The following is a 16,660-nucleotide window of genomic DNA, read 5'->3' as shown; positions in this document are numbered from 1 at the left end:
AAATACTTGTATGGTAGCCATTAATCAATTTTCAACCTTCTATCCTACTGAACCTTCTAATGAAATTTCTAGTAATTTTTGAGCTTCCACTGCAAATTCCATCGGGAGTTTGCTCAATACATCCTTACTGAATCCGTTTACGATAAGGGCAATCGCCTTTTCTGTATCAATTCCTCTTTGGTTACAGTAAAAAATCTGATCTTCCCCAATCTTGCTGGTGGTTGCTTCGTGCTCGATTTGAGCAGTTTTATTTTTCGTTTCTATATATGGAAATGTGTGCGCTCCACAAAGGTTACCCATTAACAAGGAATCACATTGTGAAAAGTTTCTCGCGTTCTCGGCCCTACTATTCACTTGCACTAATCCACGGTAGCTGTTTTGTGATTTTCCAGCGGAAACACCTTTGGAAATAATCGTACTCTTAGTGTTTTTCCCTAGGTGGATCATTTTGGTTCCTGTATCTGCTTGCTGATGATTGTTGGTCACAGCGATGGAATAGAATTCTCCAATTGAATTATCTCCTTTAAGCACACAAGATGGATATTTCCACGTTATAGCCGATCCCGTTTCAACCTGTGTCCAACTGATTTTTGCATTCTTTTCGCAAAGTCCTCTTTTGGTCACAAAATTGAAAACCCCTCCTTTTCCGTTCTTATCACCGGGGAACCAGTTCTGAACCGTAGAATACTTAATTTCAGCATCGTCCAGAGCGATTAGCTCTACCACAGCGGCATGCAACTGATTCTCATCCCTCATAGGCGCCGTACACCCTTCAAGGTAGCTCACATAGCTTCCTTCTTCGGCAATAACCAGAGTTCTTTCAAACTGTCCGGTCCCGGCTTGGTTGATACGGAAATAGGTGGATAGTTCCATCGGGCAACGCACCCCTTTCGGGATATAGCAGAAAGAACCATCTGAAAAGACCGCTGAGTTCAAAGCTGCATAAAAGTTATCCTTTTGAGGTACTACGGTCCCTAAATATTTTTTTACCAATTCCGGATGTTCCTGGATTGCTTCTGAGATCGAACAGAAAATAATACCTTTTTCAGCTAAAGTCTTCTTAAAAGTAGTTGCCACAGAAACAGAATCCATCACCACATCTACAGCTACGTTGGCTAATTTCTTTTGTTCGTCTATAGAGATGCCCAATTTATTGAAGGTATCCAGCATTTCAGGATCTACCTCATCTAAACTATCATATTGCGGCTTACTTTTTGGTGCCGAATAATAAGAAATCGCTTGAAAATCGGGTTTTTTATATTTCACATTGGCCCATTCGGGTTCTATCATGGCTGTCCATGCCCTATAGGCTTCCAAACGCCACTCGGTCATCCATTCCGGCTCATTCTTTTTCTTTGATATCGCCCGGACAATTTCTTCATTGAGTCCCACAGGGAATGTATCCGATTCTATATCGGTATAAAACCCGTACTCATATTCTTTTGTCTCGAGCTCCTTCTTTAATTCTTCTTCAGTATATGCCATATTCTTAGTTGTAAAGTTGAAAGTTCTGAAGTCACAAAGTCTACATCATTGAGTAGGTGTAATTGATTAGTCTACTTATCAACTTAGAAATTTCATTTACTCTTAAATTTTTAAATCATTTATAGTGAAAAACTCTCTCCGCAACCACAGGTTCTTTGTGCATTAGGGTTGTTGAACACAAAACCTTTTCCGTTTAATCCTCCAGAGTATTCCAATGTGGTTCCGACCAAGTATAAAAAACTTTTTTTGTCTATAATAATCTTTACATCGTTATCTTCAAAGACCTTATCTTCGCCGTTGCTGTCCTTATCAAATTTCAACTCATATGATAAACCACTACATCCTCCGCTCTTCACCCCCACACGCACGAAGTCCTGAGCAACATCAAAACCATCGTCTGACATAAGCTCGGAAATTTTCTTTTTCGCTGTTTCAGAAACCTTTATCATAATAAAACTGTTATTGAACTCGTTTAAACAAGTTCATTTCTAAATAGTTTACAAAAATACGATATTCCACATGATTTCCCATACAAACCATTATTAATATAATATATCCAAACATAAAGTTTTGTTATAATTGCTTAGAAACTTCATAAAATTGCTCTATCTAATGCTTGATTCCCTCTAATTACAGGTCGATCAACTACTTCGGGGGTACCGCCCCGATAATTATCGGGAGCTATCGGGACGTGAAGTATCCGCCTGAACGAGTTAGTCGGGCAGGTTCAAACGAGCAAACCTTAAATCACTTCGATGCAGCCTCGACTGTTCGGGGGTAATTAACCCCCCTTAATAGGATTTGCTTTACTTTTTTCTCACGGATTACAAACTTTAAAGCATCTTGAGTACCTTTGCAGCATGATTGAAGATAAAAACCCACAGCGTACCTCGATTTCCGATTTGGGGGAATTTGGTTTGATAGAACACCTTACCAAACATTTTGAAATAAAAAACCCCACAACCCTCAAAGGTGTAGGCGATGATGCCGCTGTAATTGATTTTAAAGGAAAAAAGACCATTGTAACCACCGATCTTTTAGTCGAAGGCGTCCATTTTGACCTGAGCTACATGCCTTTAAAACATTTGGGGTACAAATCGGTTATGGTTAATCTTTCTGATGTCTATGCCATGAATGCGAAGGCAACCCAGATTACCGTTTCTATCGCTGTCTCCAATCGGTTCCCACTGGAAGCTCTGGAAGAACTCTATGCCGGAATTAAATTGGCATGTGACGTTTATGGAGTGGATCTTATTGGTGGCGACACCACTTCATCAAACAAAGGGCTTTTGATTACAGTAACCGCACTCGGTGAAGCTGATGAAGGTGAAATTGTTTACCGCAACACAGCCAAACCCAACGATCTTTTGGTCGTGAGCGGTGATATTGGCGGCGCTTACCTCGGACTTCAAGTATTGGAACGTGAAAAACAAGTGTTTAAGGTAAATCCGCAGAATCAACCGGATCTAGATATGTATTCCTACATCATAGAAAGACAATTAAAGCCTGAAGCAAGGAAAGATATCCCTGAATTACTGAAAAAACTGAAGGTAAAACCAACTTCCATGATCGACATCAGTGACGGATTGTCTTCGGAAATCATTCATATCTGCAAGCAATCAAAAGTAGGTTGTGCGCTGTATGAAGACAAAATACCACTTGATCCGCAAGTTATTTCAACCTGCGAAGAATTCGACATCAGTAGTACGACCGTAGCCTTGAGTGGCGGAGAAGATTATGAACTGCTATTCACCATCTCTCAAGACGATTACCCTAAAATAAAGGGCAATCCAAGCATGACACTTATAGGACACATGACCGAGGAAAAAGAAGGTATGCACCTGATTACCCGCGCCAATACCAAAATCCCGATAGAAGCAAGGGGCTGGAACGCCTTAAAAAAAGAATAAGAATGAATCAATCACCTCAGGGCAAACCCATAAGATGTTCAAAACAAACAAGCCTTAGCTAGTTTTGATACAGAATATCGGGGAACAAAACCCACTTAGTGGGTTAGGCTACAGATTGTAAAGTGTGTTCGAGTATTGCTTGTCTTCTCCTGTAGAACTTAGCTAAGGTCTCGTTGATCTCTTTCAACTCAGGAGTGAGCACATCCATACGACCCAACTCATTGGTCGTCATCTCACACTTGCATTTTGTACATTGATATTCAGTAATGTGTAAAGTTACTTTTCGGGACACCACATAATTGTGTCCGAACAGAGAGCATAGCACTCTTCCAAACGTAGAATTTGAGGTTTTCATAGGTTAAATTGTTTTTGGGTATCGTGAATATATATAAAAAACCCATTAACCGTCAAATCTTTTTCAAAAAATTTTTGATATTCTCGATGAACTGCACTTTGTTTTCAATAAAACTCATATGTCCGTCGGGAAATTCGACCTTTTCTGTCTCTGTTCCTTCAATTTGATCGATCAAATCGTTGTAATTCAGTACCGGATCTTTTTTCCCTATCATCATCATTTTTCTAAAAGGGGTAAAATGTAACAGGATCTCCCGGTCATTTCTCACCTTCATTCCTTCTAAAGCGGCTACGATACCCTGCAAAGGTGTTTTTAAGGCTTCTTTTTTCAGTTTTTTTATTTCTTCTGAAAAAATCCTTCTGTTTTTTGGCCGAAAGAGATTGGACACGCCCATTCTCACAAAATCCTTATGGCTTTGTTTTACCGCTTTAATCGCGCGATCCCTGTTTTTCTTTTTTTCTTCGGAATCTGCCCTGACAGTGGAATTGACAAGCACCAAGCCCTTCACATCGTCTGGATGTTCTTCGGCGTACGCCAACGAAACGTAGCCACCCATAGAATGTCCTATCAAAACAACTCTTCTTATTTTGAGCTCGTTTAGCACTGTTTTGACCATATCGGCCATCATTTCCATCGTATGCACATAACCCAGACAACCTGTCTGTCCATGCCCCAAAAGATCAATGGTCACTACACGGTACTTTTTTACAAGTACCGTTTTAAGCGACTCCCAGACGGAGGAATTCTCCAAAAAACCATGTAACAGCATAACAGCTGTTCCACTGCCGCTGTCTTCATAAAAAACTTCTGTTCCTTTGTAATTGAGCATCATCTACCTCTATGATATCACCCTGAGCCTGTCGAAGGGCTGTCCTAAAAAATGCTTCGACAAGCTAAGCATGACAATATTTTTATCGGTTCATCCAATCTTCGATTTCATCAATCTCTATTGGAATATCTCTCATCAAATTGAAAGGCTCTCCTTTCTCTTGAATCACCACATCGTCTTCCAAACGGATTCCGAAGCCTTCATCCGGTAGGTAAATTCCCGGTTCTACGGTAAACACCATATTGGCTGTCATAGGCTGCTTCAACGCTCCGTAATCGTGTGTGTCCAAACCGATATGATGGCTTGTTCCGTGCATAAAATACTTCTTGTAGGCCGGCCAATCCGGGTTTTCATTCTGAACATCGGCTTTGTCCAGCAAGCCCAAGCGCAACAACTCGCTGGTCATCAATTTTCCGACTTCTACGTGATAGTCTTTCCATATCGTTCCCGGAACCAACATTTTTGTCGCTTCTTTCTTCACGTTCAACACTGCTTGATATATTTCTTTTTGCCTATCAGTAAACTTCCCGCTCACCGGAATGGTACGTGTCATATCACTGGCATAATTAGCATATTCTGCCCCGGCATCAATCAATATCAACTCCCCTTCTTTACACTGTGCTTTGTTTTCAATATAGTGCAACACATTGGCGTTCTTTCCCGAAGCGATAATAGGTGTATATGAAAATCCACGCGATCGATTCCTTGTGAACTCATGGATAAATTCTGCCTCTATCTCATATTCCCACACCCCGGGTTTTACAAATTGCAACACACGCTTAAACGCTTTTTCGGTAATCGTACACGCCTGCTGTATCAATTCAATTTCCTGAGGTTCTTTCTTTCCCCTTAATTCTTGTAAGATCGAATTGCTTTTTTCCCATTTATGTGCCGGATACTTCTCTTTACACCATTCTATAAAGCGAGCTTCACGGGTTTTTGTTTCAACTGCCTGACGGTAGTGTTCGTTAGTATTGAAATAGATCGTATCTGCTTCGGTCATCAAGTCGAAGAAAATTTTGTCGAATTCCTCCAACCAATAGGTTGTTTTTATTCCGCTTACTTCCAGTGCCTTTTCCTTGGTCAGTTTTTCGCCTTCCCAAACAGCAATATGTTTGTTGGTCTCACGCACAAACAACACTTCCCTGTGTTTTTCTTCGTGTGCATCGGGGAAAAGTACCAAAATACTCTCCTCCTGATCGACCCCGCTTAAGTAAAAAAGGTCTCTCGACTGCTGAAAAGGATGTGTACTATCGGCACCAATAGGATAAATGTCGTTGGAATTGAAAACCGCTATGCTTTTTGGCTTCATCTGAGTCATGAATTTTTTGCGGTTTTTTATAAACAGATTTCGGTCTATAAGATCGTACTTCATATAATCACTTTTGAATTTTGCCAAAATTAAGAAGAATAGATACCTTTCCTGTCAAACTTCGGATAAAATTGAATTTCCCTTGTGAAAAATCCTTTATTTTTAAGCCATAAAGTATCAAAAATTGCTCTTTTGATGTAAAAACTACATTTTTAAAACTCTTACTTTAAACTCATTCTAAATTGTAAGGAAAACAGTTTCGAAAGCTTGTTAATCACTCCTTCGTGCTGTATTTTTGTGCATACTAATAAAATTTTATAATGAGCGGAATGTTAAATTCATCAATAGCCAGAAAAGTAGCCATGGCGCTTTCAGCTATATTCTTATTAATCTTCCTTTTACAGCATTTTATCATCAATTTTACTTCTGTAATTAGCGAAAACGCCTTTAATGAGTTTTCCCATTTTATGGGAACCAACCCGCTGATACAGTTTATAATGCAACCTATTTTGATATTTGCTGTGGTGTTTCATTTTGTAATGGGTTTCATTTTGGAAATCAAAAACAAAAAGGCAAGAAATATCAAATATGCGAGCTTCAAAGGAGGTGAAAATTCAACATGGGTATCCAGAAATATGATTTACAGCGGATTGGTAATCTTAGCCTTCCTCGTACTTCATTTTATTGACTTTTGGTTACCGGAAATGAATTACAAATACATTGAATTCAATCCAGAAGATCCAACAAGATATTATCACGAACTTGTAGAAAAGTTCCACAGCCCGCTACGTGTAGGCGCTTATGTGATCGCTTTTGTTTTGTTGGCCTTACACCTGCTGCACGGATTCCAGTCGGCTTTTCAGTCTGTTGGATTCAACAACAAATATACTCCGGCGCTTAAAGCTTTCGGGAAATACTTTGCGATTATTATTCCGTTAGGTTTTATATTCATTGCTCTTTTCCACCATTTTAATCACTAAAGATTTTAAGTATTATGGCAGTTTTAGATTCAAATATACCACAGGGCGAATTAGCCAAGATGTGGACCAATCATAAAAACAATATTGACCTTGTCAACCCGGCCAACAAACGAAATATAGACGTTATCGTTGTCGGTACAGGTTTGGCAGGAGGTTCTGCTGCCGCTACTTTGGCAGAGCTTGGATATAACGTAAAGACATTTTGTTATCAGGATTCCCCACGTCGTGCACACTCGATTGCGGCACAAGGAGGGATCAACGCTGCAAAAAACTATCAAGGTGATGGTGACTCTATCTACCGTTTGTTTTACGACACCGTAAAAGGAGGTGATTATCGTTCGCGCGAAGCTAACGTTTACCGTCTTGCTGAAGTTTCCGCCAATATCATTGACCAATGTGTGGCACAAGGAGTTCCTTTTGCCCGTGAGTATGGCGGTTTACTGGACAATCGTTCGTTTGGTGGGGTTTTGGTTTCCAGAACTTTTTATGCCAAAGGACAAACCGGACAACAACTTCTTCTCGGTGCCTATGCAGCGATGAACAGACAAATAAACCGTGGTAAAATTCAGTCTTACACCCGCCATGAAATGCTGGATATTGTGATTGTTGATGGGAAAGCCCGTGGTATTATTGCACGCAACTTAGTAACTGGGGAAATTGAAAGACATTCTGCCCATGCAGTCGTTGTTGCTTCCGGTGGATACGGAAATGTATTCTTCTTATCGACAAACGCTATGGGTAGTAACGTGACCGCTTCATGGAAAATACACAAGAAAGGGGCATACTTCGCCAATCCTTGTTACACACAGATACACCCCACCTGTATTCCTGTTTCTGGTGACCATCAATCTAAATTGACATTGATGTCTGAATCACTCCGTAACGATGGTAGGATATGGGTGCCTAAGAAAAAAGAAGATGCTGAAGCCGTCCGTCAGGGAAAATTAAGCCCTACGGAAATTGCTGAAGAAGATAGGGATTACTATTTGGAAAGAAGATATCCTTCCTTTGGTAACCTAGTGCCTCGTGATGTGGCTTCAAGAGCAGCAAAAGAACGTTGTGATGCCGGTTTTGGAGTAAACAAAACAGGTGAAGCCGTGTTCTTGGATTTTGCCTCGGCCATAGAACGCTATGGAAAAGAACAAGCAGCCATACTAGGGGTCGATAACCCCTCAGAAACTAAAGTAAGGGAACTTGGTGAAAAAGTAGTTGAAAACAAATATGGTAACCTCTTCCAGATGTATGAAAAGATTGTGGATGAGAACCCGTATAAAACACCAATGATGATATATCCGGCGGTTCATTATACCATGGGAGGTATTTGGGTGGATTATAACCTGATGACTACCATTCCCGGATGTTATGCCGCAGGAGAAGCCAACTTCTCCGACCATGGAGCAAACAGATTGGGAGCTTCCGCCCTTATGCAGGGTCTGGCTGACGGATATTTTGTTTTACCGTATACTATCGGTAATTACTTAGCTCAGGATATTAGAACTGGAAAAATCCCTACAGATTCTCCTGAATTTGACGAAGCTGAGAAGAACGTTAGAAATCAGATAGAAAAACTGGTTAATAACAAAGGAAAACACTCTGTTGATCACTACCACAAAAAGCTAGGTAAGATCATGTGGAATAAATGTGGAATGGCCCGTAACGCTAAAAACCTGGAAGAAGCCATTACAGAGATTCGTGAGTTAAGGGAAGATTTCCATAAGAACGTAAAAGTTCCCGGAAGCGCCGAAGCCAAAAACAGCGAACTTGAAAAAGCAATGAGAGTAGCTGATTTCCTTGAGTTGGGAGAATTGTTTGCTAAAGATGCCCTCCACAGAAACGAATCTTGTGGTGGACATTTTAGGGAAGAATATCAAACAGAAGAAGGGGAGGCTCAAAGAGACGATGAGAACTTTAAATATGTGGCAGCCTGGGAATACAAAGGTGCACCAAGTGATGCGGTACTGCATAAAGAAGAATTGGAATACAAAAATATTGAATTGAAGACAAGAAGTTATAAGTAAAGCCCCCTCCTAAGTCCTCCCCCCAAAGGGTGAGGATCAATGGAGCACTTATAACATCAAAGATTATGAAATGAGCCATAAAAAAGTGAATATAAAAACACACTTAAACTATAGCGAATTCCATCTGACCTACTTAACAAAATAAAAAAATAAACAGATGAATCTTACATTAAAAATATGGCGTCAAAAAGATGCCAACTCAAAAGGAAAAACGGTTGAATATCCCATATCCGGAGTTGATCCTGATATGTCTTTTTTGGAAATGCTGGATGTTTTAAATGAAGATTTGATTACCAAAGGAGAAGAACCGGTAGAATTTGACCACGATTGCCGGGAGGGTATCTGCGGAACCTGTTCACTTCAAATCAATGGAGAGCCACACGGTCCGGACAGAGGTGTTACCACCTGTCAGTTGCATATGCGTAAATTTAAAGACGGTGATACTATTCATATCGAACCCTTCAGGGCTACGGCTTTTCCTGTGATCAAAGACCTTATTGTAGACAGGAGTTCTTTTGAGCGTATCCAACAAGCCGGCGGTTTTATCTCAGTAAACACTTCCGGAAATACTATCGATGCCAATTCAATCCCTGTAGAGAAAGAGAAAGCAGATGCTTCTTTTAACGCAGCTACCTGTATTGGGTGTGGAGCTTGTGTAGCCGCTTGTAAAAATGCAAGTGCTATGCTCTTTACATCGGCTAAGGTTTCCCAGTTTGCCTTATTACCACAAGGAAAGGTTGAAGCAACCGATCGTGTCTTGAACATGGTAAAACAAATGGATGAAGAGGGATTTGGAAACTGCTCTAACACCGGAGCTTGCGAAATAGAGTGCCCTAAGGGCATTTCCTTGGAGAACATTGCCAGAATGAACAGGGAATATCTTTCAGCCAGCTTGAAGAAATAAAAATCTATTATATATACCCAACAAAAAAGGGATAAACACTCGGTGTTTATCCCTTTTTTAACTTCCTAGCAAAAAACTAATATTTGGGGCTGTTCCTTTTTGGGGCTATTAGAACATTAATAGTTTTTTTGCCACTAACATCAAACTTTTAATCAAAGTCACAGTTCCTCTTATATTATCGTTTAGGATAGCTAAGGGTGATTGACTTTCCTGGTTGTTGTTTTCGTAGGTCAAAGTAGTATCTCTCATAAGCATAAATAGTTAAATAGGTTGTTAATCCGCTTAAATCAGGGACTATAAATCTAACTGAAAAAATGTAAAAATCCATATTTTTGTTGTGAAACACACAAAAATTGTTGTGAAACAAAAGAAACTGTCTGTTTAGTTGAAAATACCTAGCCCCAACGAAGATAATTCTGACAAAAAACAATCGATATCTCGGTTAAATCGACTTATTTTTTCGACCAAATGCATAATTAAGAAAAACGTATAGGCTGAGTTGTTATTTCCAACTAAACAACCATTTCAGGTATATCGCCATTGACAATAAGCTTGCCTTCTGTCGCAGCTTGTATTTCTTCTACGGAAACACCGGGAGCTCTTTCCAAAAGCAAAAAGCCTTCAGGGGTAACTTCAAGTACAGCCAAATTGGAGACAATCTTTTTAACACACTGAACCCCTGTAAGCGGTAATGAGCACTCTTTCAGCAATTTTGATTTCCCTGCCCTGTTCGTATGCATCATCGCCACAATGATATTTTCTGCAGATGACACCAAGTCCATGGCTCCCCCCATACCCTTGACCATTTTTCCGGGGATCTTCCAATTGGCAATATCCCCATTCTGAGCCACTTCCATTGCTCCGAGAATGGTAAGGTCTACATGTTGCCCGCGTATCATCCCGAAACTTAAAGAGGAATCAAAAAAGCTGGCCCCTGGCAGTGTGGTTATGGTTTGCTTTCCGGCATTGATTATATCGGCATCTTCTTCCCCTTCAAAGGGAAAAGGCCCCATTCCCAAAACCCCGTTTTCACTTTGGAATTCGACAGAAATATCTTCTCTTACATAATTGGCCACCAAGGTTGGTATCCCAATTCCCAGATTTACATAATATCCATCTTTGACCTCTTTGGCTATACGCTGTGCTATTTGTTGTTTTGTTAGTGACATTGTTTTGAATTTCTTGATGATTTGGATGCAAAATTTTGCATCTGTGGAGGCGCAGATCTTCCGCCTCCATGTTATTTTTTATTTCGAACGGTACGTTGTTCGATTCGCTTTTCAAATTTTTCCCCCTGAAATATCCGCTGAACAAAAATTCCCGGGATATGAATTTGATTAGGATCCAATTCACCGGCAGGCAATAATTCTTCTACCTCAACCACGGTTACTTTTGCTGCGCCACACATTATCGGATTAAAATTACGTGCAGTTCCCTTAAAAATAAGATTTCCGGCTTCATCTCCTTTCCAGGCTTTTACAAAAGCAAAATCGGCTTTAAAAGCGTGTTCCAGCACATACATTTTCCCGTCAAATTCACGGGTTTCTTTACCTTCGGCTACTTCCGTACCAAAACCGGCCGGGGTATAAACAGCCGGCAACCCAACTTGTGCAGCCCTGCACCGCTCTGCCAGGGTCCCTTGTGGGATTAACTCCACCTCCAACTCCCCGCTTAACATCTGTCGTTCAAACTCATCGTTCTCCCCTACATAAGAGGATACCATCTTTTTTATCTGATGTTTTTGCAGGAGCAACCCCAATCCAAAATCATCAACCCCAGCATTGTTTGAAATGCAGGTAAGTCTTTTAACGTTACGTTTTACAAGTTCTGCTATGCTGTTTTCGGGAATTCCGCAAAGCCCAAAACCACCCAGCATAAAAGTCATATTGTCTTTTACACCTTCAAGGGCTTTTGATACCGAATCTACCTTTTTGCTTATCATTCTTTAATATTTTATCTGCAACCTGTACATCTAAACACTTACAGGTTCCGGTGACTGATTTAATAATCTATAATTTATCACATGAAAATTACGAATATTTCAACAAAATATAAATGATTAAACGATAAAATGAAGATTATATAAAAGAAAGCTTGTGGAAAAGATGGTAAGGTTATATTTTAACTCGAACTCGACATTAGCAGGTCAAACCCAATGTCAGATAAAAACCAACATTAATTAATGTCTATTTGTTCATTTTCTCAGCTATACTGAAGAAAAAGACCGCGGTTCTTCTGTTTTTTTAATATGAACTCAGACTATTTTATGAACCGTGAAGGGGTATTTTTTTAAATCTTATTCGATGTGACTAGTGTACATCCGGCGTCTTGCATTTGCTTTAAGGCCTTTTCAGAATCGTTTTCCTCTACGTTCACTCCGCGAATAGCATCTTCCACCACATAGGTTACAAAACCGGATTTTACAGCGTCCAAAGCCGAGGAAAGCACACAATAATCAGTAGCTATTCCTGTCACATATAGTTCTGTGACTCTTTTCTCCTTTAAAAAGTCTGCAAGCTTGACATTGGTAGCCTCAAAAGCCGAATAGCCATCGTCTATGATACCGGTACCTTTAAGTACCACCACATCTATATTTTCTGTTTGAAGATCAGGATGAAATTCGGCTCCCTTTGTATTTTGAACACAGTGTGCCGGCCATTTATCAAAATGTGCTGTTTTTTCAGGATGCCAATCCTTTGAAGCGATCACCAAATCGAAACTTGAAGCAATTTTATTGATTACAGGGACTACCTCTTCCCCACCCTTGGCGGCAAGCACACCCCCGGTACAAAAATCGTTTTGAACATCTACAATAAGTAACGCTCGCATGATTTAAATGAGTTCATTAAAAATCGATATCTAAGCTATCTTCAGAATCCTTTTGTATAGAGTCTTGTTCTGTTTCAGCAGGAACACTACAATCAACACGGATACTGAGGTTTTTTGGTCTTGTGAAACTACTTTTAGACACTTCCAGATCCTCATCAGCATAACATTTCTTCATATATACTCCCCAAATAGGTAATGCCATACTCGCTCCTTGACCATATCTAATGCCCTTAAAGTGGGTAGCGCGATCTTCTCCACCCACCCATACACCAGTCACCAAATTGGGAACCATTCCCATAAACCAACCATCACTCTGGTTTTGTGTGGTTCCTGTTTTTCCGGCAATAGGGTTTGTAAGGTTGTATGGATATCCGGTAATGATCTCTTTATACATGGTTTGGTTTTTGGCGTAGCTACCTCTTAATCTTGCTCCGGAACCGTGTTGGGTAACCCCTTCCATCAGTTTTACGGTGGTGTAGGCTACTTCTTCGCTCAACACATCCCTGGTCTCTGGTACAGATTCATACAACACCGTTCCGTTCTTGTCTTCAATACGGGTAATCATAACGGGTTCTACATATACTCCCTGATTGGCAAAAGTCCCAAAGGCTCCTACCATTTCGTAAACGGAAATATCCGGTGTCCCCAACGCGATTGATGGAACGGGCAGAATATTGGCTTCTACTCCCATTCTCTTGATCAGGTTGACCACCGGTTGTGGACCAACCTTATCCATCAAACGGGCAGTAATAGAGTTTACCGAATTTGCCAAGGCATACTTTAATGTACGCATTTCACTTGAGTATTTTCCATCGGAGTTTTTAGGGCACCAAGGCTCCATATTTCCATATTTATTGGCTTCAATACAAGTATAAATATCCGGAAATTCATCACAGGGCGATAAATGCAGCTGATCGATGGCCGTTGCATAAACGAAAGGCTTGAATGTAGATCCTGCCTGACGTCTCCCCTGTTTTACCTGATCATACTGAAAATGTTTGTAGTTGACACCTCCAACCCAAGCCTTTACATGACCCGATTGTGGATCCATGGACATCATTCCGGCACGAAGGAAAAATTTATAATATTTTAAAGAATCCAAAGGTGACATCACCGTATCCTTTTCCCCTTTCCAAGTAAAGACTTTCATTGAAATCTTCTCCTTAAAAGAAGCGACAATCTCTTCATCGGATTTTTTAAGTTCGGCTTTCATATGTCTCCAACGCTCCGACTGTCTCATAGAACGCTCATAAACTTTTTCGACCTCTTCAGGGGTCAAATCCAAAAACGGTGCTGTCGGATTTCTTTCTTTTGTATTCTGAACAAAAAATTCAGCCTGCAAACGCTTCATGTGTTCTTTTACTGCCTCTTCTGCATAGGTTTGCATACGCGAATCAATAGTTGTAAACACTTTGAGTCCATCCAAATAGATGTTGTATTTTTCACCATCGGGCTTGTAGTTCTTTTCGTCTCCGGTCCATGTCCCCAACCATTCTCTTAAATATTCCCTGAAATAGGTAGCAATCCCTTCCCGGTGTGATTCGGGATGATAGTCTATATCCAACGGCAATTTCGACAAAGAATCTCGTTGTGCTTCATCTAAAAAATCGTTCTTATACATTTGATTAAGCACCACATTACGACGGTTAACCACTCCTTTTGGATTCCTCATAGGACTATACAAGGATGAGTTTTTAAACATCCCTGCCAACATAGCCGATTCTTTTACATCAAGTTCTCCGGGTTCTTTACCGAAATAGATCCTTGCGGCAGAACGAATTCCATCAGCAAAATTCCCGAAATCGTAGATATTGAAATACATTGCAACAATTTCTTGCTTGGTGTATTGTCTTTCCAATCGTACTGCAATGATCCATTCTTTTATTTTTTGAATAATTCTTGCAATAGCATTATTAGATGGTCTTTCTGTAAAAAGTTGCTTGGCTAATTGCTGAGTAATTGTACTTGCCCCACCACGGGTTCCTAAAAACACAGCAGCACGCAAGGTTCCCCAGGCATCGATCCCGGAATGGTCGTAATAACGCTCATCTTCAGTAGCGATCAATGCGTTGACCAAATGATCCGGAAGTTCTTCAAAGTCAACCGGGGTTCTGTTGTCGTTTAAATAATATTTCCCCAAGGTTTGTCCGTCTGCCGAAATCACCTCAGTAGCCAAATTGGTCTGTGGATTTTCTAAAACCTCGAATGTGGGCAGTTTACCAAAAGCCCCCCAGGAGGCTAACAAGAAAATCAGTGCGATTAAAACAATCCCTATTCCAAAAAGTTTCCAAAACCAGAGGATATACTTTCTGAATCCTTGTCCGCCTTTTTTTGTTTTTTTAGTATTCGATACTTTCTTTGCCATGTTATTACTTAGCTGTTTTTTCTATACTTATACCTACGTCTGTAATCCCTTTTAAAGATTTCACGCCTTCAACATTGCTGTTTTTCCTCATCGCGTGTTCAATTGCTATTTTATAGCTTCCGGTATCTGGAAAAACCACAGCCTCTTTATAAAAAAGCTTGTTTTCCTTTACCGAAGAAAACCCTTTCCCCAACCATTCACCATTGGGTTTGGCCATTTCATATTCCAGGGTATCTGAAATCGTTTTGCCTTCGGGAAAGTCTAAATTTACAATTAAAAATAAATTACTAAAGGGATAGTCTTCGTTGTTCCTCAGATTGATGTATATATTATACGGATTGATAGTATCCGGAGCTACAAAATTGAACGCCACACTTTGATCTTTCTCCCAATCTCCTTTCAAAGATTGATATTCACCATAAGCGATTTCAGAATCGCAAGCACTCAGCGCTATAGCCGCTAAACACAAAAAAACGAAGTTTTTATGCATTTCTGGATCTTTTCTGTTTATTGTTTTTATTTCTACGTCTTTTATTCCTTCCTTTTTTGTTCTTCGGACGGTCAAAACGTGTTAAACTATCCTGCCCTACAACGTTCTCAAACTCGGTTTTAGTATCATTGCTCAAATCTAAGGCGTATTCCTCCAGACTGGTCACTATTTGTTTTTTCTTGTTGAGCTGAATAATCTCATTCGCCTGATCTGTTGTGAAAACAAACCAATTGGCCCATTCGCCTTCATAGGCGTACCACATAAGTCCCTTGAAAATATCCACCTTTTGGCAAACAGCTTCACCTTTTTTGGTTTTCAAACGTTCGTCCTGATTCGGAAAGTCTTTTAAAGCATCGAGATAAGCGTCAAGTTCGTAATTAAGACAACATTTGAGTTTCCCGCACTGACCTGCTAATTTTTGCGGATTCAACGAAAGTTGTTGATACCGTGCCGAAGCCGTATTCACCGAACGGAAGTCTGTAAGCCATGTAGAGCAACAAAGTTCTCTTCCGCAGGAACCAACCCCACCCAATCTCGCGGCTTCCTGACGGTAGCCTATCTGGCGCATTTCGATACGGGTATTGAAAGCCCTAGCCATATCTTTGATCAGTTGACGGAAATCTACCCGTTCTTCTGCAGTATAGTAAAAAGTGGCTTTGGAACCATCACCCTGAAACTCTACATCAGAGATTTTCATTTGCAACTGAAGCCGGATCGCCAACTCTCTGGAGCGTTTTTGCACACTAGCTTCGCGATCACGTGCGGCCTGCCAAATATCAATATCTTTTTGAGAAGCTTTACGATATATTTTCGGAAGGTTCTCGTCTGTATATTCGACACGCTTCTTCTTCATCTGCACCTTTACCAGCTCACCCACAAGAGTCACCATTCCCACATCATGACCCGGAGAAGCCTCGGTGGCTACTATATCTCCAATAGAAAGCGTCAAGTTATCTTTATTTCTGAAAAATTCTTTTCTACTATTTTTGAATCGAACTTCTACACAATCAAAAGGCTCTTGGCCATTGGGCAGCGTCATATTAGAAAGCCAATCAAAAACGGTAAGTTTATTACAACCATCTGTTCCGCAAGTACCGTTATTCTTACACCCACGTGGTTGCCCATCCTTACCGGTTGAACAACTGCTACATCCCATAATTTTATATATTGAACCGGAAAATAT

At 40.4% G+C, this 16,660-nt stretch carries 15 protein-coding genes; 4 read left to right on the top strand and 11 right to left on the bottom strand.

The annotated features are described in order from the left end of the window. Window positions 1–39: 39 nt before the first annotated feature. On the bottom strand, window positions 40–1,485 hold the full coding sequence (sufB, locus tag OOZ15_RS14850; RefSeq protein WP_265957216.1) for a Fe-S cluster assembly protein SufB: 1,446 nt from the start codon (window positions 1,483–1,485) through the stop codon (window positions 40–42). A 119-nt stretch (window positions 1,486–1,604) separates the two neighbouring features. Next, window positions 1,605–1,934: a HesB/IscA family protein gene (locus tag OOZ15_RS14845; protein ID WP_265957215.1), complete on the bottom strand. Its 330-nt coding sequence runs from the start codon at window positions 1,932–1,934 to the stop codon at window positions 1,605–1,607. Window positions 1,935–2,345: 411 nt separating this feature from the next. On the opposite strand from OOZ15_RS14845, the gene thiL reads away from it, so the two are divergent. Further along, a complete protein-coding gene (gene thiL, locus OOZ15_RS14840; RefSeq protein ID WP_265957214.1) occupies window positions 2,346–3,395 on the top strand; it encodes a thiamine-phosphate kinase in 1,050 nt (349 codons plus the stop codon). A 103-nt stretch (window positions 3,396–3,498) separates the two neighbouring features. Here thiL and OOZ15_RS14835 read toward each other — a convergent pair whose 3' ends face one another. From OOZ15_RS14835 to OOZ15_RS14825, 3 genes are all read right to left on the bottom strand, one after another. Further along, window positions 3,499–3,750, bottom strand: coding sequence for a DUF1660 family phage protein (locus OOZ15_RS14835; protein WP_265957213.1), 252 nt, complete (start codon window positions 3,748–3,750; stop codon window positions 3,499–3,501). Between the two features lie 52 nt (window positions 3,751–3,802). Next, window positions 3,803–4,582, bottom strand: coding sequence for an alpha/beta fold hydrolase (locus OOZ15_RS14830; RefSeq protein ID WP_265957212.1), 780 nt, complete (start codon window positions 4,580–4,582; stop codon window positions 3,803–3,805). Between the two features lie 79 nt (window positions 4,583–4,661). Further along, window positions 4,662–5,954 (bottom strand): aminopeptidase P family protein, encoded by a 1,293-nt coding sequence (locus OOZ15_RS14825; protein ID WP_265957211.1) that lies wholly within the window; start codon window positions 5,952–5,954, stop codon window positions 4,662–4,664. A 257-nt stretch (window positions 5,955–6,211) separates the two neighbouring features. On the opposite strand from OOZ15_RS14825, the gene OOZ15_RS14820 reads away from it, so the two are divergent. The 3 genes from OOZ15_RS14820 (at window position 6,212) to OOZ15_RS14810 (ending at window position 9,793) form a co-directional block, all read left to right on the top strand. Next, entirely contained in the window at window positions 6,212–6,871 is a 660-nt protein-coding gene (locus tag OOZ15_RS14820; protein ID WP_265957210.1) for a succinate dehydrogenase cytochrome b subunit, read from the top strand. 14 nt (window positions 6,872–6,885) lie between these two features. Further along, window positions 6,886–8,889, top strand: a complete 2,004-nt coding sequence (locus OOZ15_RS14815; RefSeq protein ID WP_265957209.1) for a fumarate reductase/succinate dehydrogenase flavoprotein subunit — start codon at window positions 6,886–6,888, stop codon at window positions 8,887–8,889. A 157-nt stretch (window positions 8,890–9,046) separates the two neighbouring features. Continuing rightward, window positions 9,047–9,793: a succinate dehydrogenase/fumarate reductase iron-sulfur subunit gene (locus OOZ15_RS14810; protein WP_265957208.1), complete on the top strand. Its 747-nt coding sequence runs from the start codon at window positions 9,047–9,049 to the stop codon at window positions 9,791–9,793. A gap of 512 nt (window positions 9,794–10,305) precedes the next feature. Here the strand turns inward: OOZ15_RS14810 and OOZ15_RS14805 are convergent. The 6 genes from OOZ15_RS14805 to OOZ15_RS14780 all read right to left on the bottom strand — a co-directional run bounded on the left by OOZ15_RS14805 (window position 10,306) and on the right by OOZ15_RS14780 (window position 16,633). Then, entirely contained in the window at window positions 10,306–10,962 is a 657-nt protein-coding gene (locus OOZ15_RS14805) for a CoA transferase subunit B (protein ID WP_265957207.1), read from the bottom strand. A gap of 71 nt (window positions 10,963–11,033) precedes the next feature. Then, entirely contained in the window at window positions 11,034–11,735 is a 702-nt protein-coding gene (locus OOZ15_RS14800; RefSeq protein ID WP_265957206.1) for a CoA transferase subunit A, read from the bottom strand. 347 nt (window positions 11,736–12,082) lie between these two features. Continuing rightward, entirely contained in the window at window positions 12,083–12,622 is a 540-nt protein-coding gene (locus OOZ15_RS14795; protein WP_265957205.1) for a nicotinamidase, read from the bottom strand. A 16-nt stretch (window positions 12,623–12,638) separates the two neighbouring features. Beyond that, window positions 12,639–14,987, bottom strand: coding sequence for a penicillin-binding protein 1A (locus tag OOZ15_RS14790; RefSeq protein WP_265957204.1), 2,349 nt, complete (start codon window positions 14,985–14,987; stop codon window positions 12,639–12,641). A gap of 4 nt (window positions 14,988–14,991) precedes the next feature. Continuing rightward, entirely contained in the window at window positions 14,992–15,477 is a 486-nt protein-coding gene (locus tag OOZ15_RS14785) for a gliding motility lipoprotein GldH (protein WP_265957203.1), read from the bottom strand. Next, window positions 15,470–16,633, bottom strand: coding sequence for a PSP1 domain-containing protein (locus tag OOZ15_RS14780; protein ID WP_265957202.1), 1,164 nt, complete (start codon window positions 16,631–16,633; stop codon window positions 15,470–15,472). The genes OOZ15_RS14785 and OOZ15_RS14780 overlap by 8 nt, the downstream gene beginning before the upstream one ends. Window positions 16,634–16,660: the final 27 nt, after the last annotated feature.

This window comes from Galbibacter kalidii (assembly GCF_026241135.1).
Taxonomy (GTDB): Bacteria; Bacteroidota; Bacteroidia; order Flavobacteriales; family Flavobacteriaceae; genus Galbibacter.
This window is presented reverse-complemented; position numbering and strand designations above follow the sequence as displayed.

Bases quoted from the DNA above. Each gene is read 5' to 3' on its own strand.
- sufB (WP_265957216.1), bottom strand. From the start codon at position 1,485: ATGGCATATACTGAAGAAGAATTAAAGAAGGAGCTCGAGACAAAAGAA.
- OOZ15_RS14845 (WP_265957215.1), bottom strand. From the start codon at position 1,934: ATGATAAAGGTTTCTGAAACAGCGAAAAAGAAAATTTCCGAGCTTATG.
- thiL (WP_265957214.1), top strand. From the start codon at position 2,346: ATGATTGAAGATAAAAACCCACAGCGTACCTCGATTTCCGATTTGGGG.
- OOZ15_RS14835 (WP_265957213.1), bottom strand. From the start codon at position 3,750: ATGAAAACCTCAAATTCTACGTTTGGAAGAGTGCTATGCTCTCTGTTC.
- OOZ15_RS14830 (WP_265957212.1), bottom strand. From the start codon at position 4,582: ATGATGCTCAATTACAAAGGAACAGAAGTTTTTTATGAAGACAGCGGC.
- OOZ15_RS14825 (WP_265957211.1), bottom strand. From the start codon at position 5,954: ATGAAGTACGATCTTATAGACCGAAATCTGTTTATAAAAAACCGCAAA.
- OOZ15_RS14820 (WP_265957210.1), top strand. From the start codon at position 6,212: ATGAGCGGAATGTTAAATTCATCAATAGCCAGAAAAGTAGCCATGGCG.
- OOZ15_RS14815 (WP_265957209.1), top strand. From the start codon at position 6,886: ATGGCAGTTTTAGATTCAAATATACCACAGGGCGAATTAGCCAAGATG.
- OOZ15_RS14810 (WP_265957208.1), top strand. From the start codon at position 9,047: ATGAATCTTACATTAAAAATATGGCGTCAAAAAGATGCCAACTCAAAA.
- OOZ15_RS14805 (WP_265957207.1), bottom strand. From the start codon at position 10,962: ATGTCACTAACAAAACAACAAATAGCACAGCGTATAGCCAAAGAGGTC.
- OOZ15_RS14800 (WP_265957206.1), bottom strand. From the start codon at position 11,735: ATGATAAGCAAAAAGGTAGATTCGGTATCAAAAGCCCTTGAAGGTGTA.
- OOZ15_RS14795 (WP_265957205.1), bottom strand. From the start codon at position 12,622: ATGCGAGCGTTACTTATTGTAGATGTTCAAAACGATTTTTGTACCGGG.
- OOZ15_RS14790 (WP_265957204.1), bottom strand. From the start codon at position 14,987: ATGGCAAAGAAAGTATCGAATACTAAAAAAACAAAAAAAGGCGGACAA.
- OOZ15_RS14785 (WP_265957203.1), bottom strand. From the start codon at position 15,477: ATGCATAAAAACTTCGTTTTTTTGTGTTTAGCGGCTATAGCGCTGAGT.
- OOZ15_RS14780 (WP_265957202.1), bottom strand. From the start codon at position 16,633: ATGGGATGTAGCAGTTGTTCAACCGGTAAGGATGGGCAACCACGTGGG.